Raw genomic sequence first — 25,932 nt, 5'->3', positions numbered from 1 at the left:
TCAGGGAATGGCCACGCCGGCAAGCAGCGCCGCCAGCTCGCCGTCCACCGCCGCGGGGCTGCCGCCGCCCGCCGGCAGCAGCCGGTGCGCGGCAACGGCGGCAAAGACCGCCTGCACATCCTCGGGCAGCACCAGTTCGCGCTGCGCCAGCAGGGCCCATGCGCGCGCGCAGGCCAGCAGCGCCAGCCCGGCGCGCGGCGACAGGCCGGCGGCAAAGCCGCTGTGGCGCCGCGTGGCCTGCACCAGTGCCAGCACATAATCGACCAGCGCGGGGCTGGCGTACACCTGCGCGGCGGCCTGCTGCAGGGCCAGCACCTGCGCGGCATCCATGACCGGCGTGGCTTCCGCCGCGCTGGCGCCGCCGAGGTACAGCACGCGCTCGAAGGCGGGATCGGGATAGCCCAGCGACACGCGCATGGTGAAGCGGTCGAGCTGCGATTCAGGCAGCGCATGGGTGCCCAGCTGCTCCAGCGGATTCTGCGTGGCGATCACGAAGAACGGTTCCGGCAGCGCGTGCGTGGTGCCGTCATGGGTCACCTGTCGCTCGGCCATGGCTTCGAGCAGGGCGCTCTGGGTTTTGGGCGGCGCCCGGTTGATCTCGTCGGCCAGCACTACCTGCGCGAACACCGGGCCGCGATGGAAGCGGAATTCGCCCGCATCGCGCACGAACACCGAGACGCCGATCAGGTCCGCCGGCAGCAGGTCGCTGGTGAACTGCACGCGCTGGTACTGCAGCCCGAGCGTACGCGCCAGCGCATGCGCGAGCGTGGTCTTGCCCACGCCGGGCACGTCTTCCAGCAGCAGGTGGCCTCCCGCCAGCATGCAGGCCAGCGCCAGCCGGACCTGCTGCGGCTTGCCAAGGACGATGCGGCCCAGCTGGGCCTGGGCCTCGGCCAGCGAAGCGACGATGCGTGGGCGAGCAGTCACGTTGGACCTCGGCGCAAGGGAGTTGGAAGGGAGCCGGACCGGCGGCAAAAACGGGGACGCAGTGCAGCGCATTGTAGCGGCGTGCGCGGCACGCGGCACCGTCTGTTTCCGAACGGAGACACCCCGGGCCGGCGGCGATGCACCCGGATGGCGCACAGGCTGCGCCAGTTTGCGCCGGTTCTGGCATCATGAGCCTGTCGGGCCACCGCCGGCCCAACCGTATTTCTTTCTCCTTCCGCTGCCCGCTGCAATGACTGCCTCGCTGGACCCCTCCGCCGACCTCCGTGGCGACCTCCGTGCCGACCTCCCTGCGGCTGCCGTGCTGACCCCCGGCGCCGCCGATTCCGACGCGCTGCTGCGCCTGGCGCAGGCCTTCCATGCCAACGGCTTCGTGATCCTGCGCGGCTTCGGGAGCGAGGCAGACTGCGCCGCGCTGGAAGCGGTGGCGCGCAGGCACCTGGCGGCGGTGGTGCCACCGGTGGAGTTCGAGGCCGACCTGGGCTATCCCGGCGCCCCGGCCGCGCGCGACGCCGCCGGCGGCGGCACCGTCAGGCGGCTGCGCCAGGCCTACGGCCGCGACGAAGTGTTCCACGACTGGGCTACCGCTCCGAAGCTGGTGTCGGTGGTGCAGGCGCTGCTGGGCGAACCCGCGTGCCTGACGCTGGCGCACCACAACTGCGTGATGACCAAGCACCCGCACTACGGCAGCCAGACCGGCTGGCACCGCGATACGCGCTATTGGTCGTTTGCCAAGCCCGAGCTGGTGACGGTCTGGCTGGCGCTGGGCGACGAGGATGAAAGCAACGGCGTGCTGCGCGTCATTCCGGGCTCGCACCGCGCGGCGCTGGAGCCGGGCCAGCTGGATCCCGCGGAATTCCTGATCGAGGCGCATCCCGCCAGCCAGCCGCTGCTGCAGGCGGCGCGGCCGCTCGCGCTGCACCGCGGCGACGTGCTGTTCTTCGACAGCCGGCTGTTCCACGCGGCGGGCCGCAATGCCTCCAACGCGGTCAAGCTGTCGGTTGCCTTTGCGTACTTCGGCGCCAGCAACCGGCCGCTGGACGGCACGCGTTCGGCCGAGTTCGGCAGCGTGGCGCTGCCGGTGGCCGGCTGAGGCAGCCGGCGCGGGTGGTGGGGCCGGCCTTCAGGTACGCAGCCCGACCAGCCCCGAAATTTTTTCCGAAGCTTCGAGCAGCGGCGGCAGGAAGCGCTCCAGCATTTCCTGCGCGCTGGTGCGATTGGCCTGGCCGCTGATATTGATCGCGGCGATGGTCTGGCCGGCGCGGTTGCGGATCGGCGCCGCCAGCGACACCAGTCCCTCTTCCAGCTCCTGGTCGTTCAACGCCCAGCCGCGCGTGCGGATATCGGCGACGATGGTCTTCAGCGCTTCGATGTCAGTCACGGTGCGGCTGGTGCGCGCGCGCAGTTCGCTGGCGCGCAGCACGGCGTCCAGCTCGGCTTCGTTCAGCCCTGCCATCAGCACGCGGCCCATCGACGAGCAATACGCCGGCAGCCGGCTGCCGATCGACAGGTTGATGGTCATGATCTTGCGCGCCGGCACGCGCAGCACGTAGACGATCTCGGTCCCGTCCAGCACGGAGATCGAGCAGCTTTCATGCACCTGCTGCGACAGCGTCTCCATGATCGGCTCGGCCAGGTTCCAGAACGGCATCGAGGTCAGGTAGGCAAAGCCGAGGTCGAGGATCTTGGGCGTCAGCCGGAACAGCCGCCCGTCCGCCTGCACATAGCCCAGTCCCACCAGTGTCAGCAGGATGCGGCGCGCGCCCGCGCGCGTCAGGCCGCTGGCCTGGGCGATTTCCGTCAGCGTCTGTGCCGGGTGCTGGGCATTGAAGGCACGGATGACCGACAGCCCGCGTGCAAAGGACTGCACATAGCTGTCGCTTGGCTTCTCGGGCGCGGCGGCGCTGCCTGCGCCCTGGGGCGTCTGCGCGTCGCGGGGGGAGTCGGTGGAACTGGCCATCGGTGTAGCACCGGCGCGGGTCGCCGGATTGGCACGGAAAGGCCGAAAGGGTAGAGGAAATGCCGGCACAACGCCAGTGCCGGCCCCCATGGCTCACCACCAGCGGGGGATGGCGGCATGGCCCCGGCGGCGCCCGTTCGGAACGCCGCCGCCATGCTGTCTCCTGCACCGCCTCCCTTGTTATCGGGGGCTGGAGAGGCGTCTTAGCGGAAGCTGCGCTGCACCAGCACGAACACCGCGCCAAGCACACAGATCACCGCGAAGCCATGCAGCATGTCCATACCTGCCAGCAGCGTGGCCTGCCGGTCGATTTCCAGCGAGATCTTCGCCAGCCCGGAGGCCGACAGCGCATCCGGCGATTGCAGCGCCGGGTTGAAGCGCGTGACCTGCTCGACCAGGTGGGTGCGGTGCTCGGCCAGCCCGTCCTGCATGAACACGCTGGCCAGGCCGGTGCCCACGGCCGAGGCAATCTGCTTGCACACGTTCTTGAACTGGTAGGCGTGCGAGAAATCCTCGACCGGCACCTCCAGGTAGGTCATCGATGCCACCTGCACCATCAGCAGCACCGGCGTCAGCCCTTCCAGCAGCACCACCGGCACCAGCGCATAGTCGGGCGCGCCCGGCATCAGCTGGTGCGAAAACAGCATCGCTGCGCAGGCATAGAAGACAAAGCCAAGCGCGATCACGCGCCGCTTGCGGAACACCAGCGCCATGCCCAGCGTGATGACGATGGCGCCGATGGTCGCCACCGTGCCGCTGGTTGCCAGCAGCATGCAGGTGGTGCGGAAGGTCAGGCCCAGGCCGGTCTGCGTCAGCGACGGCAGCAGGAAGGCCCATGCCGACGACATCAGGTAATACAGCGTGTAGAAGCCCAGCCCGTAGAGATACTGGCGCCCGGCCAGCCGCGACAGGTCGATCCACGGGTCGGGATGGCGGTACAGGCGCCAGCCGGCGAAGGCAAACAGCGCCAGCCCGCACAGCGCCGCCAGCGGCATTTCCAGCGAACTGAAGAAGCGCGTGTAGCGCATTTCCTGCAGCGTATGCAGGAACACCAGCGCGCCGGCCGCGGCGGCGATCGCGGCGGGCCAGTCCAGCGTCGACACCGGCGGATGCCGGTCGCGCGGCGCGCGCGTGGGGTAGGTCAGCGCCACCGACAGCAGCACCGGCAAGGCAATGCCGGCCTGGAACAGGAACACCGCGCGCCAGCCGATATCGTCGAGGAACATGCTGGTCAGCCACGGCGCGAGCGCCAGCATCGAGAACGCGCCGCCGCCGAAGCGCAGCATCAGCGCGCCGCGTTCGGCCGGCGTCGACACCAGCTGCACCAGGATGCGCGAGGCCGCGAACAGGCCCCCGGCGCCCAGGCCCTGCACCGCCTTGCCGGAGATGAGCCCGGTGGGGCTGGCAAATTCGGCACAGATCAGCGAACCCAGGATGAACACCACCAGCGACACCAGCGTAAAGCGCTTGTACGTGATGCGGCGCGCGACCTGGTCGAGCACCATGTTCATCAGCACCGCGGTGGCGGCATAAGCCGAGACCGCGTACAGGTAATCTTCGGGCGCGGCGCCGACGCCGCCCTGGATATGCTGGCTGGCCACGCCCATCATCAACGTGGAAGAAAAGTCGATGCCGGTGACCAGGCCGAGCGTCAGGCCGAACAATGAAAGACGCCAGTGACCCATTTCGGGGTGACTGGTGAGTTGCATGCGGGGGTGTGCTGGGGCGGAGGCCGGTGTCGTAGCGGGGGCGAGGGCTGCCGGGACTGATGTTGCCAGCGCTGGGGCTGAGCCGTCCGGTGCAGCCGGGACAGGCGTTTGTTGCATCGCTCAAGCATAATGTCGCCTGCCGCCGAGAACTACAGGCTGTCAGGGAAACATTGTCCGGTGAATCAAACAATTCAATGGAACGACTGGGAAGCGTTCTGCTGCGTCGTCGAGCAGGGAACGTTCACGGCCGCGGCGGAGCAGCTCGATTGCCCCAAGTCGCGCGTCTCGGCCGCGGTCGCGCGGCTGGAAACCGCCATCGGCGCCAAGCTGCTGGAGCGCACCACGCGGCGCATGCGCCTCACCGATGCCGGCAAGGCGGTCTATCGCGACGTGGCGCCGCTGTTCGCGCGGCTGCGCGAGATCCGCCAGGAAACGCTGGCGCGCGAGGAGCGCGTGCAGGGCGTGCTGCGCATCGCCACACCTTATGAATTTGGCGCCCAGCAACTGGGCGGGGTGATCTGCCGTACACTCGTCGCGCATCCGGCGCTGGATGTGGCGGTCGAGATCACGCAGGGACTGGTCGACCCGATCCGCGACGGGTTTGACGTGGCGTTCGTCATCGTCGATGCCGACCTGCCCGACTCCGGCACGGTGGCCCGCCGCATCTACCACGTCGAGCGCGGGCTGTTCGCCGCGCCGTCGCTGGCGGACAGCCTGCCGGCGCAGCTGCGCCCGGAAGACCTGGCCAACATGCCGACGCTGACCACGCCGGGCGACACGGTGTGGGAATTCACCCGCGACGGCGAGACCGTCTCCGTGCCGATCCGCCCGCGCATGCAGACCTTCAACGCCGAGCTGCGCCTGCAGGGCGCGCTGGCGGGCCTCGGCATCGCGCGCCTGTCGGTGAACTACTGCGAGGCCGAGATCGCGCAGGGCCGCCTGGTGCGGGTGCTGCCGGATTTCCCGCTGCCGCCGCTGCGCGTGTTCGCGCTGCTGCCGGACCGGCGCCTGCAACCGCGCAAGGTGCGCGTGTTCATGGAAGCGATCGAGTCGATGATGGTGTCGGAGCTGGGGCCCGAGCCAGGCCTGGAAGGGATCGAGCCCGGCGAGTGGGCGAGGGAGGGCGCTGGGCCCGAAGACGACGCGCAGGCTGACGGAAGCGGCCTGGCACAGGGAGAGGCCCGCCCTGCGGGTTGAGGACGCCGGCGGGCCACCACGGCGCAAGGCCGTGGCAAGGGAAAACGCGCAGACTCAGGCGCCTTCGGTGAAGCTGTCGCGACGGCCGGTGATGGCGGCGCCGTCGGTGAACGGATCGACCTTGCCTTGCCTGGCACCGTCGGTGAACGGATCGGCGCGGCCGTTCCGGAAGGCATATCGAGCGCCGTCCAGGAAAGGATCGGCCTTGCTGGCGTGGGCGATGCCGCCGTCGAGGCGCGCAATATCGGAAACGGGTTCAGAGGCGTGCGCGGCAGCGGCGGCAAACGACAGGCCGGCCGCGCACAGCAGCGAAAGCGCCAGGTTGCGGGGTTGTGCGAGGGTCTTCATGGTGTGGTCCTTCTTGGCAGGGTGCGTGGCTGCAGCGCCACGTTGCCTGTAATGTAGGACTTCACACTAAGCAGAAAAAGCGTCAATTCTCGAAACACTGTCCAGACATCTGGACAATGCGCCGGCCAGTGCCCGGCCCCATCGCAGCGGCCTGCGGTCCTCAAAAATGCATGTTGAACACGCTCGCGCCCAGCCTGGCGACCACCATCAGCAGGATCTGCGCGATCACGAACAGCACCAGCGGCGAGACATCGAAGCCCCCGAGGCGGGGCACCACGCGCTGGATCGGGCGCAGCACCGGCGCGGTCAGGTGGTCGATGGCGGGCGTGATCGGCGAATGCGGGTTGACCCACGACAGGATCGCCATCAGCAGCGTGACCCACATCACCAGGCTGATCGCCCACTTCAGCACATAGAGCAACGCGGTCAGCAGCACCGCCGGCAGGAACGCCAGCAGGTCGGCGCCGCTGAGCAGCGCGACCAGCAGCAGGAACACGACCGCCGTCAGCCAGGCCGCCACCACCGTGGCCCAGTCGATGCCGCCCACGCCCGGAATGATCCGGCGCAGCGGCCGCACCAGCCAGTCGGTGATCTGGAACACGCCCTGCGAGACCGGGTTGCGCGTCGGCAGCCGCGTCAGCTGCATCCAGACGCGCAGCAGCAGGGCCATGCCGAACAAGGTAAAGATGGTATCCAGCAGGAAGAGGGCGATTTCCGTAAACATCGATGCGGTTTCCGGTGGGGTTAGGGTGTCTGCAACCGCACAGATTCTGCCATAGCCCGGCGTCACGTCGGCACATCCGGGTCGCGTGCCTGTGGCGCGTCCAACATGCCGGCGCCGCCCTATAATTGCGAGCGCCCGCGGCCGCACTGCGCCGGCGGCGGGCACGTCCCCGTTTTTTTTTGCGCCTTGCGCCGTTCTTCCGTCTCGTCCTATGCCCAGCAAGCCAGCCTCGTCCCGCAACCCTGCGCCGCTCAACAAGGCGGATTTCGAGGCGCTCTCGGACTTCCGCTACCAGCTGCGGCGCTTCCTGCGGTTTTCCGAGGATGCGGCGCGCGAGGAAGGGCTGACCGTGCAGCAGTACCTGCTGCTGCTGCATATCCGCGGCAGCGCCGACAAGGAGTGGGCCTCGATCGGCGAGCTGGCCGAACGACTGCAGGCCAAGCAGCACGGCGTGGTGGCGCTGGTCAACCGCTGCGAGGCGGCCGGACTGGTCAAGCGCCGCCTCAATCCCGAGGACCGGCGCGTGGTGCAGGTGCACCTGCTGGCCAAGGGCGAGCGCAGCCTGAACCGGCTGGCGATGCTGCACCGGACCGAGCTGGAATCGCTGCGCAACACCTTCCGCGTGGCACGCATCACGCAGTTCAACGACGACGGCGCCGAGCGCGGCTGAGCCTGCCAGCCGAGCGCCAACCGGGTGCCAACCGGGTGCCAACCGGGTGCCACGGATCCGGTTACAGGCGGTTACCAATCAAAAGCTCCGGTGACACCCGCCGCCCGCGCGCGGCCCTAGACTCGCGCGCATTCATCACCATCATCAATAAGCGCAGTGCGCAGGAGTCGAGCCATGTCCATCCCCTTTCGTTCGGTTGTGCTTGCGGTGCTGGGCGCCGGTGCGCTCGCCGGGTGTGCCACGCCGTATGGCTATGACAACGGCTATGGCGGGGGGTATGGCAGCGGCTACGGCAGCTACGGCACCAATACCGCCTATGGCGGCAGCTATGGTGGAAGCTATGGCGGCAACTACGGCACCAGCGGCACCACCATCAGCGGCTACCCGGCGCAGCAGGGCTATCCCCAGCAGGGCTACCCTCAACAGCAATATCCGCAGCAAGGCTATCCGCAACAGGGGTATCCGCAGCAGCAATATCCGGACGGCGGCTACGACAGCAACGGCTATGGCAACAGCAACTACGGCAACCAGGCGTACGGCGTACGCTACGGCTGGGTAGAGGCCATCGAAGTGGTTGCCGGCCAGCCGCCCTCGACCAGCGGCGCGGGCGCGGTGGTCGGCGGCATCGTCGGTGGCTTGCTCGGCCACCAGGTCGGCGGCGGCCGCGGCAATACGGTAGCGACCATCGGCGGCGCCGTGGTAGGCGCGGTGGCCGGCAACGAGGTCGAGAAGCGCACCGGCACCAGCGCGTCGGCCTACCGCGTGCGCGTGCGCACCAGCGACAACGCCTACCTGACGCTGACGCAGTCCAACGCCTACCAGATGCGCATCGGCGACCGCGTCAAGGTCGAGAACGGCGTGGCGGTACCGTACTGACCGATGCCGATGCGATGGCGCTCCCGGCCGGCTAGGCTTCGGTGCTGAACAGCTGCGCGTAATCCGTGCGCAGCTGGCGCTTGAGCAGCTTGCCGGCCGTATTGCGCGGCAGGTCGTCGACGAACACGATGCGCTTGGGCACCTTGAACGGCGCCAGCGCTTCGCGCGCATGCGCGATCAGCGCCTCTTCGCTGGCCTCCTGGCCGCGCTTGCGCACCACGCACGCGGCCACTGCCTCGACCCACTTCGGATGCGGCAGCGCGAACACCGCCGCTTCGGCCACCGCGCCATGCGTGTACAGGCACTCCTCCACTTCCCGGCTCGAGACCAGCACGCCGCCTGAATTGATCACGTCCTTGATCCGGTCGACCACGTACAGGTAGCCCTCGGCATCCATGTAGCCGAGGTCGCCGGAATGGAACCAGCCGCCGGCAAATGCTTCGGCGGTCTGCTCCGGCTTGTCCCAGTACCCGGTCAGCAGTTGCGGCGAGCGGTGCACGATCTCGCCGAGCTCGCCGGGAGGGACGTCCTGCATGGTCTCGTCGACGATGCGCGTCTCGACATTCAGCACCGGCCGTCCTGCCGACGCGGGCCGCGCCGCATGCTCGTCGGGGCCCAGCACTGTCGCCAGCGGCCCGATTTCGCTCTGCCCGTAGCAGTTGTAGAAGCGCAGCGCCGGCAGCTTCTGCTGCAACTCCAGCAGCACCGGCACCGGCATGATCGATGCCCCGTAGTAGGACTTGACCAGCGCGCCGAGCCTGGCGGGCTCGAACTCGGCATGGCGCAGCAGCGAGATCCAGACCGTGGGCGGGGCAAAGAAGCTGGTGATGCCTTCCGCGTGGATGGTGCGCAGGCAGTAGCCCGCCTCGGGGCTGTCGGCGATCAGCGTGGTGCCGCCGCACAGCAGCAGCGGCATCAGGAACACGTGCATCTGCGCCGAGTGGTACAGCGGCAGCGCTGCCAGCGAATAGTCCGTGGCGCGGATGTCGCAGGCGTCAATCGTGCTGACATACTCGGCCAGCAGCGCGCGGTGGGTCAGCACCGCGCCCTTGGGTGCGGAGGTCGTGCCGGAGGTGTACAGGATCTGCGCCGGCGTGGTGTCGGCGAGGCTGTCGAGTATTGGTGCTTCGGGCCCGCTGGCTGCCGCGGCGAGGATATCGCGCGCACTGCCGCCGCCATGCAGCGTGCCGCCGATGCGGCACGGCAGGCCTTCGATGCGCGCCGCCAGTACCGGGTCGGCAAAGATCGCGCTGGCGCCCGACTGCGTCACGAGGTATTCCACCTCCGCTCGCGTCATCGAGAAGTTGACCGGCACATGGACCAGGCCGCTGCGCAGGCAGGCCAGCCACAGCAGCACGTACGCATCCGAGTTCTTGCCAAAGGCCGCGACCCGGTCGCCGGGGCGCAGGCCCCATCGTGCCAGCGCGCCGGCCACGCGCGCGGCGGCGAGGTCGAGTTCGCGGTAGCTCCAGGCCCGCTCGCCGAAGCGGAGCGCGGTCTTGGCGGGACTGCGCCGCACCGCGCGGGCGATGGCGTCGGGGATGGTGTTGCGCAGGGCGCGCTGCTGCTCTGACTGCATGGTGGTCTCCGTCGTTATGGTTTGAGGGTCCAGCAAGTCTTTGAAGCCAAGCGCCGAGGATAAGGGCTGCCGCCTCGCCCTGGCAAGGCGGCGCAGGGGGCGAGCGCCCCCGGGTGGCCTGTTACAGCGTCTGCGCCAGGAAGGCCAGCGCGCGCCCGTGTGCCAGCGCGGCACTGGGCTGGTGGTACGAGGCCCGCGCCCAGCAGTTGAAGCCGTGGTCGGCGTTGCCGTAGACGTGGATCTCGGTGCCGGGTTTGCCGGCCACCGCGTCGCGCACGCTCAGCACGGCCTCGGGCGGGATGTGCGCGTCGAGCGCGCCGTAGTGGAACTGCACCGGCACGCGGATGTTCGCCGCTTCCTGCAGCTGGTTCTGGATGCCGCCGCCATAGTACGGCACCGCCGCGTCGACCAGCCCGCGCGCCGCGCTCAGGTACGACAGCAGGCCGCCGAAGCAGTAGCCCACCGCTGCGACCTTGCCGGCGCCGGTACGCTGGCGCAGCGCCTGCACGGTGGCGGCGATGTCGCCCATCGCGGCTTCGATGTCGACCGCCTGGCGCAGCGCCAGCGCACGCGTCATGTCGTCGCCGGCGTAGCCCAGTTCGACGCGCGGCGCGTCGCGCCAGAACACGTCGGGCGCCAGCACGGCATAGCCGTCGGCGGCGTACTGGTCAGCCACCGCGCGGATGTGTTCGTTCACGCCGAAGATTTCCTGCAGCAGCACGATGCCGGGCGCGCCGGGCCGGACGCCCGCCGGCGGCAGGCTGAGGTAGGCGTCGAAGCTGCCCGCGTCGCTGTCGACGCGGATCCATTGGCTGTCGGGAATGGCTGTCATGGCAAAGGCTCTCCGGAATGGCTCACTAGGTAGGCGGAACGCGCGGCGGGTCGGCGGAATGCGCGGCGCGTGCCGCGCGCCAGCCGCAAGTTTGCCACCGCGCGCGCCGTCGTGCCGGCGCTGTCGTTTGCCGGGTCAGGGAAGCGCTCAATATGCGCGCGATTGCCGGTAGCGCTTGTGCCAGTTGTCCGTATAGGCCTTCACCACCGCCGCATCGCCGCGGATCAGCATGCCGTTCTCGGCATTGCGCTCCTGCGCCGACTTGGTGAAGTTGAACGAGCCGGTGAACACTGCCTGTTCGTCGAACACCATCACTTTGTTGTGCGCGATCGCGGGCTTGTTGTCGATCACCACCGGCACGCCCGCGTGCTTGAGATAGGTGGCGCTGGTATAGCGCTCCGACTGCTGGCTCTTGTCGAGGATCACGCGCACGTCCACGCCGCGCCGGTGCGCCTGCGCCACGGCCTCGGCGATCGGTGCGCTGGTGAACGAGTAAGCCTGGATCAGCAGCTGCCGGCGCGTGCTGCGGATGGCATTGACCAGCAGCGCCTGGCAGCTCGCACCGTCGGGCACGAAGCACAGCGTGTAGCCGCTGCCCTGCGCGAACGCCTTGCTCGGCGCGGGGCTGGCCTCGGGCGGCTGCGCTGGCTTGCCGGACCGCGAAGGCAGGTGCTTCGCTACCGCTTCGCTGAAGGTGTCGCTGATGCTGTTGGTGATGGACTCGGTGACCTGGTCGAAGCCGGACGCCGAACGCGCATGCGCGATCAGGGCGAAGGGGCTGAACGAGGTGAAGGCCGATACGGCGGCGGCGAGGGCAAGGCCCAGTACGGTACGGCGGAACATTCGGTAAGTCAGGGCGCGTAGGTCGCGACGTTTATGCTGGCTTCGGTCAGGGACAGCCTGCGCGCGCCGCGCGGCGCGGGCTGTGGTGCGCGGGACCGCAGCGTAGCAGCCGCATACGCCACTGGCAAAGGGCGATGTGTAACAGGATATGCGCCGGCGGCACCGGCCTTGGGACTATCGGCGCATGGCGCCTATGATGGATGGAACCCCGCGGGCCTGCCCGCCAAGGAGAGGGACATGTCGAACCATACCTACAAGCTGGTCGAAATCGTCGGCTCTTCGCCGGATGGCTGCGATGCGGCGATCCGCAGCGCCATCGCCAAGGCTGGCGAAACCATCAAGAACATCGACTGGTTCGAAGTGGTGGAAACGCGCGGCCATATCGAGAACGGCAAGATCGCTCATTTCCAGGTCACGCTGAAGGTCGGCTTCCGCGTGACCTGAGCCCGGCGCGCTCGCGGCTTGCGCCGCGTATCGTTCCTGCTTCGGACTGCTTGGCCTCCTGCATTTACAGAGCGGCCGGCGGCGGCCCGTTCGCCGCGGTCAACTGCGGCGCAATCCCCGACGGGCGCATGCCCGCGCGGTCAACGATCAAGGCAGGCGGATTTCCTTCACGTCGAAGTGCGATTCGCCGATCAGCTCCGTGTCGTACTCGCCGACCAGCTCCACCGTGGTGCTGGCGTCGACGGGCTTCTGCGCCGGCCACACCTTCTGCTTGGTCTTCACGGATGATGCGCCGGCGCGGCTGAACCGTCGCTGAACGGTCATGCAGGCACCGCGACGATTTATCATGCTGGGTTCGCGCGCCACATGCGCGCAAAATCCACCGGATCCCAGATTGCGTTTCCTGCACACCGCCGACTGGCATCTCGGCCGGCTCTTCCATGCCCGCAGCCTGCTGGAAGACCAGGCCCATATCCTTGGCCAGTTCGTTGAACTGGTCAAAGCCGAACGACCCGACGCCGTGCTGATCGCCGGCGACGTCTATGACCGCGCCGTGCCACCGCCCGAGGCCGTGGCGCTGCTCGACGACGTGCTGGGCCGCATCGTCGTCGATGCCGGCGTTCCGGTGGTGATGATCGCCGGTAACCATGACAGCGCGCAGCGGCTGGAATTCGGCGCGCGCCTGATGCGCGCGCAGGGCCTGCACGTGGCCGGCCGCACGCTGGCCGAGGCCGCCAGCGTGACGCTGCAGGACGCGCACGGCGAAGTGCGCGTCTACGCGCTGCCCTATGCCGAGCCCGCGGTGGTGCGCGACGCCATGGGCGCCGATCTGCCCTCGCACGAAGCCGCGCTGCGCGCGCAGCTCGACGCGATCCGCGCGGTCCATCCCCCGGGCGTGCGCGCGGTGGTGGTGGGCCATGCCTTCGTGGTCGGCGGCGCGGCCAGCGAATCGGAGCGGCCGCTGTCGGTCGGCGGCAGCGGCGCCGTGGCGGCCGACCTCTTCGCCGGTTTCGACCTGGTCGCGCTGGGCCACCTGCACCGGCCGCAGACGCTTGGCGGGGGCCGCATCCATTACGCCGGCTCGCTGCTCAAGTACTCGCTGTCCGAATGCGCGCACGACAAGTCGGTGTCGCGCATCGAGCTGGATGGCGATGGCACCGTCTCGATCACGCCGGTGCCGCTGCAGCCGCTGCGCGACGTGCGCGTGGTGGAAGGCGAACTGGCCGCGCTGCTTGCCGCTGGCGCAGATGACCCGCAGCGCGACGACTATATCCACGCGCGCCTGACCGATGCCGGCGCGCTGCTCGACCCCATGGCCAAGCTGCGCCAGGTCTACCCCAATGCGCTGGCGATCGAGCGCGCGGTGCTGGCGCGCAGCGGCACGGCCTCGGAAGCGGGCCGCCAGCTGCGCCAGCTTGGCACCGGCGAGCTGTTTGCCAGCTTTTTCCGCGAGGTGGCCGATGCCGAGCTGGAGCCGGGCCACCGCGAGGTGCTGGACCATGTGCTGGCCGGCATGGCGGCGGCGGAGCGGGAGTCGGCATGAGACCTCTGCACCTGACCCTGCAGGCCTTCGGGCCGTTTGCCGCGACCGAGCAGGTCGATTTCACGCGGCTCGGCGACCAGGCCTTCTTCCTGATCCACGGCCCCACCGGCGCCGGCAAGACCACGCTGCTCGACGCCATCTGCTTTGCGCTGTATGGCGATACCTCCGGCGGCGAGCGCAGTGCGCAGGCCATGCGCAGCGCCAACGCCGCGCCGGGACTGCGCACCGAGGTCACGCTGGAATTCAGCCTGGGCGCGCAACGCTGGCGCGTGGTGCGCTCGCCCGCGCAGGAGCGGCCCAAGCAGCGCGGCGAGGGCTGGCTGACGGAGCCGGCCAAGGCGCAGCTCGACCAGCATGACGGCAATGGCTGGGTCAGCAAGGCTGGCCAGCCGGGCAAGGTCAGCGATGCCATCCGCGAGCTGCTCGGCTTCGACAGCGCGCAGTTCCGCCAGGTCATCGTGCTGCCGCAAGGGCGCTTCCGCGAACTGCTGACCGCCAGTTCGCAGGCGCGGCAGGCGATCCTGGAGCGCTTGTTCCGGACCGAGCTCTATCGCCGCGTGGAAGAACTGCTGAAGACGCAGGCGGCCGGCATCCGCCGCGATGCCGAGCGCATCGGCATCCAGCGCGACGAAGCGCTGCGGCAGGCCGGCATGGAGAGCGCGCAGGCGCTTGCCGACGGCATCGCCGCGCTGCAGGCGGAAATGCATGCGCTGCAGGCACAGGAGCAGGTCGCACGCCAGGCGCTGGCCGCTGCGCAGGCGGCGCTGGGCGCGGGCGAACAGGTCGCGGCGCGGCTGCAGGAGCGCCAGCAGGCCGAAGCCGCGCACACGGCGTTGCTGGCACAGCAACCCGTGATGGAGGCCGAACGCATGCGGCTGCAGGCGGCGCAGCGGGCGGCACGCGTCAACCCGGCATTGCAGCAGTGGCAGCTCGCGCAGCGGGACCTCACTGCGGCCGGGACCGCGCTTGAGCAGGCCGAAGCGGGCGCGGCACGCACCACGCAGCAGGCGGCGCAGGCCGCCGCCGCATTGCAGGCCGAGACCGGCCGTGCCGGATTGCGCTCGGCCGCGCAGCGGCGCTGCGCGGAACTGGACGCCATGCTGCCGCGCGCGCGCCAGCTCGGCACGCTGCGCGAGGCCCTGGAGGCGGCACAGCAGAAGCAAGCCGCCACCACCGCGGCGCGCGAGCGTGCCGCCGCCAGGCTGGCGGCGAGCCAGGCCGAGGCCGTGGCGGCGGAGGCCGCGCTCGGGCAGGCACAGCTGGCTGCCGCGCAGCTGCAAGGCACGCAACTGCAGCTCGCCGCGCTGCAGGAAAAGTCGCGGCAATTCAGCCGTCACGCGCAGGCGATGCAGGCGCTCGCCAATGCCGTCGCGCAGGCAGCCGACGTGGAAGCGGCGCTGCAACTGGCCGACCGCATGCGCGAACGCCGCCGTGCCGCGCTGGCCGAAGCCGAAGCCGCGTGGCGCGCCGGCCAGGCGGCCCGGCTGGCGGCGTTGCTCGCCACCGGCGAGGCGTGTCCGGTATGCGGCAGCAGTGCGCATCCCACGCCGGCGCAGCATGTCGAGACACCGCTGTCCGATGAGGCGCTGGAGCAGGCGCGCGGCGCCATGCTCGAGGCCGAGTCGCAGGCGGTGCGTTGCGCCGGCCAGCTACAAGCCGCGCAGGCCGCCAGCTTGCAGGCGCGCGAGCGCGCCGAGGAACTCGCGCAGGCCCTGGGCGATGTCTCGGAGGAGGCCGCGCGCCAGCTGAAGACAGACATGGCAACGCTGGAAGCCGCGCTGGCAGCAGGCCAGCAGGCAGCGGCCAGCGTTGGCCAGTGCGAAGCGGCCATCGCCGCCAGCCGCGCCGCGCGCGAAGCGGCGGAGCTCGCCGGCCGCGAAGCCGCCGCCGCAGCGGAAACGGCTTCGCAAGCGCTGGCGCAGTGCCAGGTCGAATGGCAGGTTGCCTGCGCGCAGGTCCCCGAAGACTCGCGCGATCCGGTGGCGCTGGCCGAAGCCCTGCGCCAGGCCCAGGCCGATGCCGCGGCGCTGGAGCACGCGCTCGCCACCGCGCAGGCGGCGGAACGGCAGGCAGCCACCGATGCCGCCGCCGCGCAGGCCGCGCTCGGCTCGGCCCGGCAGGCCCAGGCGCAAGCCGCCGCGCGCCTTGCCGAGTCGGAAGGCGCGCTGGCGCAAGCGTTGGCGCGTGAAGGTCTTGCCGATGCACGGGCGCATGCCGCGGCCAGCCTGCCCGATGCCGACATGGCGCGTATCGACCAGGCGCTGCGTGCATTCGATATGGAGCTGGTCTCCGCCGCCCGGCTGCGCGAGCGCGCCGACGCCGCCGCGCAAGGGCTCGGCGTGCCGGACCTGGACGGATTGCGCGCCGCCCGGCAGGCCGCCGCCGACGCAGTCGAAGCCCTGGTCCGGCAACAGGCGGATCGCGGCCGCGCGCGCGACACGCTGCAGCAATGCCAGTTGCGCCTGCAGCAGCTCGACGCGCAGGGCCGCGATATCGAAGCCCGCTATGCGGTGCTGGGCCGGCTGGCCGAGGTGGCCAACGGCAACAACCCGCGCCGCATGACCTTCCAGCGCTTCGTGCTGGCAACGCTGCTTGACGAGGTGCTGGAAGCCGCGTCGGCGCGGCTGCTGGCGATGAGCCGGGGCCGCTATGTGCTGCAGCGCGTGCGCGAGCAGGCCGACCAGCGCAGTGCAGGCGGGCTGGATATTGAAGTGTTCGACCACGACACCGGGGCGCCGCGCCCGGCCAATACGCTGTCGGGCGGCGAAGGCTTCCTGGCGTCGCTGTCGCTGGCTCTTGGCCTGGCCGACGTGGTGCAGTCGCGCGCGGGCGGCATCCAGCTCGATACGCTGTTCGTTGACGAAGGGTTCGGCACGCTGGATCCGGAAAGCCTGGACTTTGCCATCCGCACGCTGCTCGACCTGCAGCAAGCCGGCCGATTGGTAGGGATCATCTCGCACGTGGCAGAACTGCGCGAGCGCATCGACGTGCGTCTGGAAGTGCGGCCGGGGGTTGGCGGCAGCCGCGCCACGCTGAGCGGCGTGGCGGCCGCGGCCTGAGAATATTTGCGTATTTGCCGGCCGGGGTGGCCGGCATGCCGCTCAGCCGACGAACACCTGGCGGCAGCGGATCGCCATGACCTGCGCCTCGAACGCGCGTGCGGCGGCCCGCGCCAGCCGCGCGCGGCGCGACAGCTTGGGCGCAACGCCGAGACCTGTCGCGGACGCGATGCTTCGCTTGTTTTCCTGGCCCAATCCCCACGCCTGCTGCGTAACCTGCAGGATGCGCGCAAGGGCTGCGGCATGTTGCGTGGAGGCATTCGGGACATTGACGGTGGCCATGGTCTGACTCCTCGTTCTTGTCTGTTGCCTGGCGGCGCGCCTGAGCCGGGTGGTCCGGGGGCTGCTGTGCGGGCGCTGCCGTCCTCTGATTCAACGATAGTCCCCGCGACCCCGGCGCAACATCGACAGCGAACCGATTCCCCTGTCGGTTCTGTCCTACACGGGAAGCCGCCGTCACCTCGCGCGGTGATCGCCCACCGTGTGTGCCCTGGGCGGGCCCACTGGTTGACCGTCGCCCGCGCGCAGGTGTAATCTGTTCATTCTGCGAATTCAAGTTCTAATAGCGAACAATGGTCCAGCCAACCGCTGGCGGCTTTCGGATCGCGGCCGTGGGAACCGCGCGGCCCCAAACAACACCACGCAGACTGCTGGACCGTTCAACGGGCGGTACTGGCGGCGCCAATGCCGCCGGCTGCGAACGAACATCCTTCCGGCAGGACTATCGGAGACCGTCTTTCATGCGCCGCGCCTTGCGGCCCGCTCCGGTAGCCTGCGGATCTTCCGACCTGGAAACGCAAGTGATCAACAAGCTATACGACACGGTGGAAGCGGCGGTGGCCGGCATCCACGACGGCGCCACCATCCTCATTGGTGGCTTTGGCCTCGCAGGCATGCCCGCGGAACTGATCGACGCGCTGATCGAGCAAGGCGCGCGCGACCTGACCATCGTCAACAACAACGCCGGCAACGGCGACACCGGCCTGGCCGCGCTGCTGAAGGCCAGGCGCGTGCGCAAGATCATTTGCTCGTTCCCGCGCCAGACGGACTCGTACGTGTTCGACTCGCTCTACCACGCCGGCGAGATCGAGCTGGAACTGGTGCCGCAGGGCAACCTGGCCGAGCGCATCCGCGCTGCTGGCGCCGGCATCGGCGGCTTCTTTACCCGCACCGCCTACGGCACGCCGCTGGCAGAGGGCAAGGAGACCCGCATCATCGATGGCCAGGGCTACGTGTTCGAATCGCCGATCCACGCCGACTTCGCGCTGATCAAGGCCGACACCGCCGACCGCTGGGGCAACCTCACCTACCGCAAGACCGCGCGCAACTTTGGCCCGATCATGGCCATGGCCGCCAAGTGCGCCATCGTGCAGGTCAACAAGGTTGTCGAGCTGGGTGAGATGAACCCCGAACACATCGTGACGCCGGGCCTCTTCGTCAAGCGCGTCGTCAAGGTCGCCTGAGCGCGGCAACAGGAGAAACAGCATGCAACGCCTGACCCGCGACCAGATGGCCGCCCGCGTGGCCAAAGACATTCCGGAAGGTGCCGTGGTCAACCTCGGCATCGGCCTGCCGACGCTCGTCGGCAACCACCTGCCCGCAGACAAGGAAATCCTGCTGCATAGCGAGAACGGCCTGCTCGGCATGGGCCCCGCGCCCGCTGCCGGCGAGGAAGACGGCGACCTGATCAACGCCGGCAAGCAGCCGGTGACGATCAAGCCGGGCGGCTCGTACTTCCACCACGCCGATTCGTTCGCGATGATGCGCGGCGGCCACCTCGACTTCTGCGTGCTGGGCGCGTTCCAGGTGTCGGAAAAGGGCGACCTGGCCAACTGGCACACCGGCGCGCCCGGCGCCATCCCCGCCGTGGGCGGCGCGATGGACCTGGCGATCGGCGCCAAGCAGGTGTTCGTGATGATGGAACACCAGACCAAGCAGGGCGAAAGCAAGATCGTGCCGCAGTGCACTTATCCGCTGACCGGCATCGGTTGCGTGACGCGCATCTACACTGACCTTGCCACGCTCGACGTGACCCCCGACGGCCTGGTCGCGCGCGACCTGGTGGAAGGCCTGAGTTTTGAAGAACTGCAGCGCCTGACCGGCGTGCCCCTGAAGCAGGCCTGAGCGCCGCATCGATATCCATCACAAAGAGAGACACACCATGACCGAAGCCTTTATCTGCGACGCCATCCGCACGCCCATCGGCCGCTACGGCGGCAGCCTGTCCGCGGTGCGCCCGGATGACCTCGGCGCGGTGCCGCTGAAGGCACTGATGGCCCGCAATCCCAATGTCGACTGGAAGGCCATCGATGACGTGATCTACGGCAACGCCAACCAGGCCGGCGAAGACAACCGCAACGTGGCGCGCATGTCGTCGCTGCTGGCGGGCCTGCCGCAGGACGTGCCGGGCGCCACCATCAACCGTCTGTGCGGCTCCGGCATGGACGCCACCGGCACCGCCGCGCGCGCCATCAAGGCGGGCGAAGCGCAGCTGATGATCGCCGGCGGCGTGGAAAGCATGAGCCGCGCCCCGTTCGTGATGGGCAAGGCCACCAGCGCCTTCTCGCGCGATGCGCAGATCTTCGACACCACCATCGGCTGGCGCTTCATCAACCCGGCCATGCGCGCGGCCTACGGCGTGGACTCCATGCCCGAGACCGCCGAGAACGTCGCCACCGACTACAAGATCAGCCGCGAAGACCAGGACCTGATGGCGCTGCGCAGCCAGGAGAAGGCTTCGCGCGCGCAGGCCGACGGCACGCTGGCGCAGGAGATCACCGCGGTCACCATCGCCCAGAAGAAGGGCGACCCGATCGTGGTCGAGCGCGACGAGCACCCGCGCGCCACCAGCATGGAAGCGCTGGCCAAGCTGCGCGGCGTGGTCCGCCCTGACGGCACCGTCACCGCCGGCAACGCCTCGGGCGTGAACGACGGCGCCTGCGCGCTGCTGCTGGCGAGCGAAGCCGGCATCAAGCAACACGGCCTGACCCCGCGTGCGCGCATCGTCGGCATGGCCACCGCCGGCGTGGCGCCGCGCGTGATGGGCATCGGCCCGGCACCGGCGACGCAGAAGCTGCTCAAGCAACTGGGCATGACGCTGGACCAGATCGACGTGATCGAGCTGAACGAAGCGTTCGCCGCGCAGGGCCTGGCTGTGCTGCGCGAACTGGGCGTGGCCGACGACGACAAGCGCGTCAACCCGAACGGCGGCGCGATCGCGCTGGGCCACCCGCTCGGCATGAGCGGCGCGCGCCTGGTGACCACCGCGATGTACCAGCTGCACCGCACCGGCGGCCGCTTCGCGCTGTGCACGATGTGCATCGGCGTGGGCCAGGGTATTGCGATGGTGATCGAGCGCGTTTAATCGTTGTCGTCGCATTGCTGAGTGTTGGCTCCCCTCTCCCGCTTGCGGGAGGGGGAGCAAGACCGCGGTAGTCCTGAAAGTGAGTCAAAGATGTCCCTCCCCGTAGCCACCCTCGTCACCGGCGGCAGTTCCGGCATCGGCCGCGCCATCTGCGAAATGCTGCTGGCCGATGGCGTGACCCAGGTGGTCAATGTCGACTACGCCGCGCCGGCCTGGTCGCATCCCAACATGACCTTTTTCCAGGCCGACCTGACCGACGCCGACGCGACCCGCGCCGTGGCCGAGCAGGTCACGTCGCGCTTTGCCGTCACGCGCCTGGTGAACAATGCCGGCGCCACCCGTCCCGGCACCGCCGACAGCGCCACCGTTGCCGACCTGGACTACGTGACCGGCCTGCACCTGCAAGCGCCGCTGCTGCTGCTGCAAGCCTGCCTGCCCGCGATGCGCGCCGCAGGCTTCGGCCGCATCGTCAACATGGCCTCGCGCGCCGCGCTGGGAAAGCCCGAGCGCGTGGTGTACTCGGCCACCAAGGCCGGCCTGATCGGCATGACCCGCACGCTCGCGATGGAACTTGGCGGCGACGGCATCACCGTCAACGCGGTGGCCCCGGGCCCGATCGCCACCGAGCTGTTCCGCAAGAGCAACCCGGAAGGCGCCGAGCAGACCAAACGCATCCTTGCCAGCATCACCGTCAAGCGCATGGGCACCCCGGAAGACGTCGCGCGCGCCGCGCTGTTCTTCCTGTCGCCGGACAACGGTTTCGTCACCGGCCAGGTGATGTACGTGTGCGGCGGCACCACGCTGGGCGTTGCGCCGGTATAAGCGCGCCCCGGCACTCAAAGATTCGACAAGAAGAGACGTTAACCAAACGTCACGCATGGCGGCCCGGAGCCGGGCCGTCAACCGGGATGCGCGCGAGTGCGCGGCATCCGTTCGGGAACGGCAATCACGCCATTTCAGCACAACGTCCTGCACGGGCCCCAATCTCCGTTGGGACAGCTTTACCGGAGTAATACCGATGAGACACGATTCCCAGACCTCCACCACGCGCCGCCGCCTGCTCGCCGCCGGCGTGGCGCTGGCCACCACCTTTGCCGGCTTCGCTGGCGCCGCGCACGCACAAGGCGGCTACCCGACCAAGCCGATCACGCTGATCGTGCCGTTCTCGGCCGGCGGCACCACCGACATCCTGGCCCGCATCGTCGGCCTGCAACTGGGCAAGGCGCTCGGCCAGCCGGTGGTGATCGACAACCGTCCGGGCGCGGGCGGCAACATCGGCGCTTCGCTGGCGGCCAAGGCGCCGGGCGACGGCTACACGCTGTTCATGGGCACCATCGGCACGCACGCGATCAACCAGTCGCTGTATTCCAAGCTGCCGTATGACCCGGTCAAGGACTTCGCGCCGATCACGCGCGTGGCGATGGTGCCGAACCTGGTGGTGGTGAACCCCAAGGTGCCGGTCAACAACGTCAAGGAACTGATCGCCTACGTGAAGGCCAATCCGGACAAGCTGTCGTATGGCTCGTCGGGCAGCGGCTCGTCGATGCACCTGTCGGGTGAGCTGTTCAACTCGATGACCGGCCTGCATATCCAGCACATTCCGTACAAGGGCAGCGCGCCGGCGGTGAATGACCTGCTGGGCAACCAGATCGGCCTGATGTTCGACAACATGCCGTCGTCGTATCCGCATGTGAAGGCGGGCAAGCTGCGTGCGATCGCCGTGACTTCGGCCAAGCGCTCGCCGGCGCTGCCGAACGTGCCGACCGTGGCCGAGTCGGGCGTGCCGGGCTATGAGGCGACTTCGTGGTTCGCGCTGTACGCCACGGGCGGCACGCCGCAGCCGATCGTCGATCGCCTGAACGCGGAAGTGGTCAAGATCCTGGCCATGCCGGAAGTGAAGAAGCAGATGGCCGACCAGGGCGCTGAACCCAATCCGGAAAAGCCGGCGCAGCTGGCCGCGTTCATGAAGTCGGAAACCGCCAAGTGGGCGAAGGTTGTGAAGGCTTCGGGTGCTACGGTAGACTGAGCCTGAAGCTTTCTTAGCCTGGAAAATCGCCGGTCCCGTCGGGCTGGTCAGATGGTTGATAACCCCACATTCTTCGGAATGTGGGGTTTTGCTTTTTGGTGGCCAGGGTCAGACGCCCGACCTTACAAGCCTCAATCGCTTCCCAGCTGCGGCCCGCCCCCATGCCGCTTCTCGATCGCGGACTTGAGCAGCGCCGCGCTACGATAGATCCCGTGCGCAAACTTCCCATACGGCAGGGTCGCAAACAACGCCATCACCACGCCAAGATGCACCGCTAGTAGCAACGGCATCGCCAACGTGTCACGCAACGCCAGCAACCCGAGCCCGGTAGCACTGGTCAGCAACAACAGCGCGATGAAACCCCGATCCATCGGGCGTTGGCGCACATCCCCCTGCATCGGATGCCGCCGGAGATTCAGCCATAGCAAGCCAGCAGGCCCGATCAACAGCCCCAGCCCGCCAGCGATACCCAGCAGCACCGGCAGGCTGGCAACCGGATACGGCGCATGCCAGCCCAGCAGATAGTGGTACCCGGTAGCTACCGCCGTCGAGGCAAGGCACAGCATGAAGCCATAGAACGTGAAATGGTGGAAGCGCCGCCGTGCCAGCGTAAAGCGATCACTCGCCTCATTGCATCCATCGCCATGACCTCCGTCCAGGTAGGTCAGCGCCAGCACGTTCTTCGCCGCCTCGGCCACCGCAGGCGCTGACGCCGTCCCGGCCGACACATCGCGCCAGAAGCGCCGCACGCCAACCCCGAGCGCAAGCACCGAGAACCCAAACACCGCGCCAAACATCGCCGCCAGCGTGTTGTGCGGGAACACCGCGTAGAAGTTGCCGCCGGCATGCCGCTGCCACAGGGCACCGCCCGTCGTCACCGCCAGCACCAGGAACAATGCCAGCCCGATCGCCAGCGCCACCGCTACCGTCAGGCCGTTGCGCTGGTACAGCTTGCCCAGCGGCGCGGGCCACGCATACTCGCTGTACGTCTCCAGCCGCACCCTGGCCATCGCCTGCGGCACGTTGACGCCAAAGTCATGCGGCGGCGCATACTGGCAAGCGTGGTAGCACGCCCCGCAGTTGTGGCACAGGTTCGCCAGGTAGTTGACATCGGCCTTGCCGAACTCAAGCCGCCGCGTCATCGCCGGGAACACCGCGCAGAACCCTTCGCAATAGCGGCAGGCATTGCAGATCTGCATCTGCCGCGCGACTTCGGCTTCGTTGTCGGTCAGCGGCAGCACCCGGATCACGCGTGCGTTGCCATGCCTGGCGACAGCGTCTGCGCCTGCCAGATCGGCGGCCTCTCGCGCCAGGGCTTCAAGCTTCTGCATGGCTCGCTCCCGAGTTGATCCCAGCTGCCCGCGCGGCTTGCGTGCCGGCAATGCGCCCGAAGGCGGTGCCGATCGACATGCCGACTCCGGCCGTATATCCCTTGCCCAGCACGTTGCCCGCCATCATTTCTCCTGCCACAAATAGATTTCCGCTCGGCCTGCCGCCGAAATGCACCTGGGCCCGGTCGTTCACCTTTAGCCCCAGGTAAGTGAAGGTAATGCCCGGCCGCAGCGCATAGCCGTAGAACGGCGCCTGGTCCAGCGGTCGTGCCCAGTGCGTCTTGGCCGGTGCCAGGCCCTCGGTATGGCAATCGTCCAGCGCGGTATGGTCGAACGTGCCGACGCGGCACGCGGTGTTGTAGTCCTGCACGGTGCGCACGAACTGCGCCTCCGGCAGCCCGAGCTTGCGCGCGAGTTCGGGCAGCGTGTCGGCCTTCTCGCCGGGAAATACCGGCGGCATGAAGCGGCCGACGGCCTTGCTGTCGATGATCGAATAGCCGATCTGCCCCGGCTGCTGCGCCACGAGCCGGCCCCAGATCGCATAGCGCTTGGGCCAGAAGTCCTCGCCTTCGTCATAGAAGCGCTCGGCGTCGCGGTTGACGACGATGCCCAGCGACACGCAGTCGATGCGCGTGCAGATGCCGCCGTCATAGAGCGGCGCGCGCGCATCGATGGCGACGCAGTGCGATTGCGACGGATCGCCGATGGCATCGGCACCGGCTTCGATCATGTGCCGCAGCAGCACGCCCTGGTTGAAGCGCGTGCCGCGGATCAGGAAGTTGTCGGCGGGCCATTCGCCGCGTTCGTTCCGGCCCCAGGCCTCGCGCAGCCATTCGCGGTTGGACTCGAAGCCGCCGGCGGCCAGCACGCAGGACCGCGCGGTGAAGCGCTGGCCACCGCTGCGCGCGGCGACGAAGCGGTCGCCATCCATCTCGATCGCGTCGACCGGCGTTTCATAGCGGATCTGCACGCCCATCGCCTCGGCGCTGCGGTAATACGCATTGACCAGCGCCTTGCCGCCACCCATGAAGAAGGCGTTAGTGCGCGCCACATGCAGCGCGCCCGACAGCGGCGGCTGGAAGCGCACGCCATGCTTGCGCATCCACGGCCGGCAGGTGGACGAGGCGCGGATCACCAGCCGCGCCAGGTGCTCGTCGGTGATGCCGCCGGTGACCTTGAGCAGGTCCTGCCAGTACTCTTCCTCGGGATAGGCATCGACCAGCACGTCTTGCGGCGCGTCGTGCATGCAGCGCAGGTTGCGGGTGTGCTGGGAATTGCCGCCACGCCAGGCGCGCGGCGCGGATTCGAGCAGCAGCACCGAGGCCCCGGCTTCGCGCGCCATCAGCGCCGCGCACAGGGCCGCGTTGCCGCCGCCAATAATCAATACGTCCACCAATACGTCGACCATCGGGATTGTCTCCTTGCTGGCGCCATCTTGGCCGGCAAGGCGCACCGCCGCCATCAGGGCCGCGGCAAGGGGGCTTCAGCTTTCGTGAAGCCCTGGCGGGGACAATCCCGAAGGCGTCAGCGAGGGCGCAGCGTGGCCCCCGGCCAGCGCCCTTCGCGCACCAGCGTGGCGGCCACGTCGGCCAGCACCACGCGCGCGGCCAGCCCCGCCGGGGATAGCTCATCGTCCGACAGGCTCACCAGCAGGTTGGGGCGGGTCGCGCCGGTGTCGGTGAGCAGCACGCTACGGTAGGGCATGCCCTGGCTGCGCGCCAGCGCCGCGCCGGGCTGGATGGTGGCGCCCAGGCCACCCTGCACGGCATCCATCAGGATCGCCAGGCCATCGATCTCGGCCACCACCTGCGGCTCGCGCTTTGCCTGCCGGAAGCAGGCGGCGACCAGTGCGCGCAAGCCGTGCGAGCCGCTGGGCAGGATCAGCGGCAGCTTGTCCAGCGCCGCCACCGAGGTGCTTTCTCCGCGCGGCATCCCGGCCAGCCCTTCGGCGCCGATCACGAACAGGCGCTCGTCGAGCAGCGGCAGCACGCTCCAGCGCTGCGCCGGCTCCTCGCTGAACAGCACCGCCAGGTCGATCTGGCGCGCGCTCAGCATGGCGCCGAGATAGCCAGACAGGCTCTCCACCATGCGCAGCCGCACGTCGGGGTAGCGCTCGCGCATGGCCTGCATGAAAGGCAGCGCCAGTACTCCCGCCGTGCTGGGCGGCAGCCCCACGCTGACATGGCCGGACAAGCGCGCCTGCCGGGCCGCGAGCGCAGCGTCGTCGATATGGCGCAGCGCCAGCTGGGCCTGGCGCCAGAAGGCCAGGCCGGCATCGGTGGCGACCACGCCGGTCGAGGTGCGCTGCAGCAGCCGCGTCGACAGTTCGCTTTCCAGCCGGCTGATCTGCTGGCTCAGCGCGGAGGTGACCACGCCAAGCTCCAGCGCCGCCTTGCCCATGCTGCCATGCTCGATCACGCTGACGAAGTAGCGCAATTGCCTCAGTTCCATGTCGCATCCCCGCTGCCGCAAATTGGCGGCA

General features: G+C 69.0%; 25 protein-coding genes. 12 read left to right on the top strand and 13 right to left on the bottom strand.

Features of this window, described 5'->3' with window-relative positions:
• Complete coding sequence (locus ACAD63_RS31920; protein WP_434034287.1) at window positions 1–927, bottom strand: AAA family ATPase; 927 nt, start codon at window positions 925–927, stop codon at window positions 1–3.
• Between the two features lie 250 nt (window positions 928–1,177).
• Between ACAD63_RS31920 and ACAD63_RS31915 the strand changes: the two genes are divergently transcribed.
• Entirely contained in the window at window positions 1,178–2,038 is an 861-nt protein-coding gene (locus ACAD63_RS31915; protein ID WP_434034286.1) for a phytanoyl-CoA dioxygenase family protein, read from the top strand.
• A gap of 30 nt (window positions 2,039–2,068) precedes the next feature.
• Here ACAD63_RS31915 and ACAD63_RS31910 read toward each other — a convergent pair whose 3' ends face one another.
• Window positions 2,069–2,905 (bottom strand): IclR family transcriptional regulator, encoded by an 837-nt coding sequence (locus tag ACAD63_RS31910; protein ID WP_133097921.1) that lies wholly within the window; start codon window positions 2,903–2,905, stop codon window positions 2,069–2,071.
• A gap of 203 nt (window positions 2,906–3,108) precedes the next feature.
• Window positions 3,109–4,731 carry an MFS transporter gene (locus ACAD63_RS31905; protein WP_434034285.1) on the bottom strand — a complete coding sequence of 541 codons (1,623 nt, stop codon included), beginning with the start codon at window positions 4,729–4,731 and terminating at the stop codon, window positions 3,109–3,111.
• Between the two features lie 60 nt (window positions 4,732–4,791).
• Between ACAD63_RS31905 and ACAD63_RS31900 the strand changes: the two genes are divergently transcribed.
• Entirely contained in the window at window positions 4,792–5,811 is a 1,020-nt protein-coding gene (locus ACAD63_RS31900; protein ID WP_133097923.1) for a LysR family transcriptional regulator, read from the top strand.
• Window positions 5,812–5,865: 54 nt separating this feature from the next.
• On the opposite strand, the gene ACAD63_RS31895 is transcribed toward ACAD63_RS31900, so the two are convergent.
• A complete protein-coding gene (locus tag ACAD63_RS31895) occupies window positions 5,866–6,159 on the bottom strand; it encodes a hypothetical protein (protein WP_135703452.1) in 294 nt (97 codons plus the stop codon).
• Between the two features lie 160 nt (window positions 6,160–6,319).
• The gene (locus tag ACAD63_RS31890) at window positions 6,320–6,883 is read right to left on the bottom strand and encodes a YggT family protein (protein ID WP_133097925.1); all 564 of its coding nucleotides are present in this window, start codon (window positions 6,881–6,883) and stop codon (window positions 6,320–6,322) included.
• Window positions 6,884–7,094: 211 nt separating this feature from the next.
• On the opposite strand from ACAD63_RS31890, the gene ACAD63_RS31885 reads away from it, so the two are divergent.
• Window positions 7,095–7,553: a MarR family winged helix-turn-helix transcriptional regulator gene (locus ACAD63_RS31885; protein ID WP_133097926.1), complete on the top strand. Its 459-nt coding sequence runs from the start codon at window positions 7,095–7,097 to the stop codon at window positions 7,551–7,553.
• A 174-nt stretch (window positions 7,554–7,727) separates the two neighbouring features.
• The gene (locus tag ACAD63_RS31880; protein WP_135703453.1) at window positions 7,728–8,429 is read left to right on the top strand and encodes a glycine zipper 2TM domain-containing protein; all 702 of its coding nucleotides are present in this window, start codon (window positions 7,728–7,730) and stop codon (window positions 8,427–8,429) included.
• Window positions 8,430–8,460: 31 nt separating this feature from the next.
• On the opposite strand, the gene ACAD63_RS31875 is transcribed toward ACAD63_RS31880, so the two are convergent.
• The 3 genes from ACAD63_RS31875 to ACAD63_RS31865 form a co-directional block, all read right to left on the bottom strand.
• The gene (locus ACAD63_RS31875) at window positions 8,461–10,008 is read right to left on the bottom strand and encodes an acyl-CoA synthetase (RefSeq protein WP_135703454.1); all 1,548 of its coding nucleotides are present in this window, start codon (window positions 10,006–10,008) and stop codon (window positions 8,461–8,463) included.
• A 121-nt stretch (window positions 10,009–10,129) separates the two neighbouring features.
• Window positions 10,130–10,840: a dienelactone hydrolase family protein gene (locus ACAD63_RS31870; RefSeq protein ID WP_135703455.1), complete on the bottom strand. Its 711-nt coding sequence runs from the start codon at window positions 10,838–10,840 to the stop codon at window positions 10,130–10,132.
• A gap of 147 nt (window positions 10,841–10,987) precedes the next feature.
• Window positions 10,988–11,683, bottom strand: a complete 696-nt coding sequence (locus tag ACAD63_RS31865; RefSeq protein ID WP_133097930.1) for a phospholipase D family protein — start codon at window positions 11,681–11,683, stop codon at window positions 10,988–10,990.
• A 237-nt stretch (window positions 11,684–11,920) separates the two neighbouring features.
• On the opposite strand from ACAD63_RS31865, the gene ACAD63_RS31860 reads away from it, so the two are divergent.
• A complete protein-coding gene (locus ACAD63_RS31860) occupies window positions 11,921–12,127 on the top strand; it encodes a dodecin (protein WP_029048440.1) in 207 nt (68 codons plus the stop codon).
• A 147-nt stretch (window positions 12,128–12,274) separates the two neighbouring features.
• On the opposite strand, the gene ACAD63_RS31855 is transcribed toward ACAD63_RS31860, so the two are convergent.
• The gene (locus ACAD63_RS31855; RefSeq protein ID WP_276609531.1) at window positions 12,275–12,409 is read right to left on the bottom strand and encodes a hypothetical protein; all 135 of its coding nucleotides are present in this window, start codon (window positions 12,407–12,409) and stop codon (window positions 12,275–12,277) included.
• Between the two features lie 112 nt (window positions 12,410–12,521).
• On the opposite strand from ACAD63_RS31855, the gene ACAD63_RS31850 reads away from it, so the two are divergent.
• Window positions 12,522–13,670 (top strand): exonuclease SbcCD subunit D, encoded by a 1,149-nt coding sequence (locus tag ACAD63_RS31850; RefSeq protein WP_135703456.1) that lies wholly within the window; start codon window positions 12,522–12,524, stop codon window positions 13,668–13,670.
• Window positions 13,667–16,729: an AAA family ATPase gene (locus tag ACAD63_RS31845; protein WP_135703457.1), complete on the top strand. Its 3,063-nt coding sequence runs from the start codon at window positions 13,667–13,669 to the stop codon at window positions 16,727–16,729. Before ACAD63_RS31850 ends, ACAD63_RS31845 begins: the two co-directional genes overlap by 4 nt.
• A 42-nt stretch (window positions 16,730–16,771) precedes the next feature.
• Here the strand turns inward: ACAD63_RS31845 and ACAD63_RS31840 are convergent, their stop codons facing one another.
• Window positions 16,772–17,011 carry a hypothetical protein gene (locus ACAD63_RS31840; protein WP_135703458.1) on the bottom strand — a complete coding sequence of 80 codons (240 nt, stop codon included), beginning with the start codon at window positions 17,009–17,011 and terminating at the stop codon, window positions 16,772–16,774.
• Window positions 17,012–17,529: 518 nt separating this feature from the next.
• On the opposite strand from ACAD63_RS31840, the gene ACAD63_RS31835 reads away from it, so the two are divergent.
• From ACAD63_RS31835 to ACAD63_RS31815, 5 genes are all read left to right on the top strand, one after another.
• Window positions 17,530–18,192, top strand: coding sequence for a 3-oxoacid CoA-transferase subunit A (locus ACAD63_RS31835; RefSeq protein ID WP_195428012.1), 663 nt, complete (start codon window positions 17,530–17,532; stop codon window positions 18,190–18,192).
• A 22-nt stretch (window positions 18,193–18,214) separates the two neighbouring features.
• Window positions 18,215–18,853, top strand: coding sequence for a 3-oxoacid CoA-transferase subunit B (locus tag ACAD63_RS31830; RefSeq protein ID WP_063241051.1), 639 nt, complete (start codon window positions 18,215–18,217; stop codon window positions 18,851–18,853).
• A 37-nt stretch (window positions 18,854–18,890) separates the two neighbouring features.
• Complete coding sequence (gene pcaF / locus ACAD63_RS31825; RefSeq protein ID WP_133097935.1) at window positions 18,891–20,093, top strand: 3-oxoadipyl-CoA thiolase; 1,203 nt, start codon at window positions 18,891–18,893, stop codon at window positions 20,091–20,093.
• A 90-nt stretch (window positions 20,094–20,183) separates the two neighbouring features.
• Complete coding sequence (locus tag ACAD63_RS31820; protein WP_133097936.1) at window positions 20,184–20,915, top strand: SDR family NAD(P)-dependent oxidoreductase; 732 nt, start codon at window positions 20,184–20,186, stop codon at window positions 20,913–20,915.
• Window positions 20,916–21,111: 196 nt separating this feature from the next.
• Window positions 21,112–22,119: a Bug family tripartite tricarboxylate transporter substrate binding protein gene (locus ACAD63_RS31815; RefSeq protein WP_133097937.1), complete on the top strand. Its 1,008-nt coding sequence runs from the start codon at window positions 21,112–21,114 to the stop codon at window positions 22,117–22,119.
• A 131-nt stretch (window positions 22,120–22,250) separates the two neighbouring features.
• Here the strand turns inward: ACAD63_RS31815 and tcuB are convergent, their stop codons facing one another.
• From tcuB to ACAD63_RS31800, 3 genes are all read right to left on the bottom strand, one after another.
• Window positions 22,251–23,450, bottom strand: coding sequence for a tricarballylate utilization 4Fe-4S protein TcuB (gene tcuB / locus ACAD63_RS31810; RefSeq protein WP_135703460.1), 1,200 nt, complete (start codon window positions 23,448–23,450; stop codon window positions 22,251–22,253).
• Complete coding sequence (gene tcuA, locus ACAD63_RS31805; protein WP_135703994.1) at window positions 23,437–24,846, bottom strand: FAD-dependent tricarballylate dehydrogenase TcuA; 1,410 nt, start codon at window positions 24,844–24,846, stop codon at window positions 23,437–23,439. Before tcuA ends, tcuB begins: the two co-directional genes overlap by 14 nt.
• A gap of 128 nt (window positions 24,847–24,974) precedes the next feature.
• The gene (locus tag ACAD63_RS31800; protein WP_133097939.1) at window positions 24,975–25,901 is read right to left on the bottom strand and encodes a LysR family transcriptional regulator; all 927 of its coding nucleotides are present in this window, start codon (window positions 25,899–25,901) and stop codon (window positions 24,975–24,977) included.
• Window positions 25,902–25,932: the final 31 nt, after the last annotated feature.

The organism is Cupriavidus sp. a3 (genome assembly GCF_051015765.1).
In the GTDB taxonomy this organism is placed as follows: domain Bacteria; phylum Pseudomonadota; class Gammaproteobacteria; order Burkholderiales; family Burkholderiaceae; genus Cupriavidus; species Cupriavidus oxalaticus_A.
Note: the sequence above shows the minus strand (reverse complement) of the source record. Positions and strands in the feature narration are given on the sequence as shown.

Coding starts and splice junctions, on each gene's coding strand:
- ACAD63_RS31915 (WP_434034286.1), top strand. CDS start 1,178: ATGACTGCCTCGCTGGACCCCTCCGCCGACCTCCGTGGCGACCTCCGT.
- ACAD63_RS31910 (WP_133097921.1), bottom strand. CDS start 2,905: ATGGCCAGTTCCACCGACTCCCCCCGCGACGCGCAGACGCCCCAGGGC.
- ACAD63_RS31905 (WP_434034285.1), bottom strand. CDS start 4,731: ATGCAACAAACGCCTGTCCCGGCTGCACCGGACGGCTCAGCCCCAGCG.
- ACAD63_RS31895 (WP_135703452.1), bottom strand. CDS start 6,159: ATGAAGACCCTCGCACAACCCCGCAACCTGGCGCTTTCGCTGCTGTGC.
- ACAD63_RS31890 (WP_133097925.1), bottom strand. CDS start 6,883: ATGTTTACGGAAATCGCCCTCTTCCTGCTGGATACCATCTTTACCTTG.
- ACAD63_RS31885 (WP_133097926.1), top strand. CDS start 7,095: ATGCCCAGCAAGCCAGCCTCGTCCCGCAACCCTGCGCCGCTCAACAAG.
- ACAD63_RS31880 (WP_135703453.1), top strand. CDS start 7,728: ATGTCCATCCCCTTTCGTTCGGTTGTGCTTGCGGTGCTGGGCGCCGGT.
- ACAD63_RS31875 (WP_135703454.1), bottom strand. CDS start 10,008: ATGCAGTCAGAGCAGCAGCGCGCCCTGCGCAACACCATCCCCGACGCC.
- ACAD63_RS31870 (WP_135703455.1), bottom strand. CDS start 10,840: ATGACAGCCATTCCCGACAGCCAATGGATCCGCGTCGACAGCGACGCG.
- ACAD63_RS31865 (WP_133097930.1), bottom strand. CDS start 11,683: ATGTTCCGCCGTACCGTACTGGGCCTTGCCCTCGCCGCCGCCGTATCG.
- ACAD63_RS31860 (WP_029048440.1), top strand. CDS start 11,921: ATGTCGAACCATACCTACAAGCTGGTCGAAATCGTCGGCTCTTCGCCG.
- ACAD63_RS31845 (WP_135703457.1), top strand. CDS start 13,667: ATGAGACCTCTGCACCTGACCCTGCAGGCCTTCGGGCCGTTTGCCGCG.
- ACAD63_RS31840 (WP_135703458.1), bottom strand. CDS start 17,011: ATGGCCACCGTCAATGTCCCGAATGCCTCCACGCAACATGCCGCAGCC.
- ACAD63_RS31830 (WP_063241051.1), top strand. CDS start 18,215: ATGCAACGCCTGACCCGCGACCAGATGGCCGCCCGCGTGGCCAAAGAC.
- pcaF (WP_133097935.1), top strand. CDS start 18,891: ATGACCGAAGCCTTTATCTGCGACGCCATCCGCACGCCCATCGGCCGC.
- ACAD63_RS31820 (WP_133097936.1), top strand. CDS start 20,184: ATGTCCCTCCCCGTAGCCACCCTCGTCACCGGCGGCAGTTCCGGCATC.
- ACAD63_RS31815 (WP_133097937.1), top strand. CDS start 21,112: ATGAGACACGATTCCCAGACCTCCACCACGCGCCGCCGCCTGCTCGCC.
- tcuB (WP_135703460.1), bottom strand. CDS start 23,450: ATGCAGAAGCTTGAAGCCCTGGCGCGAGAGGCCGCCGATCTGGCAGGC.
- ACAD63_RS31800 (WP_133097939.1), bottom strand. CDS start 25,901: ATGGAACTGAGGCAATTGCGCTACTTCGTCAGCGTGATCGAGCATGGC.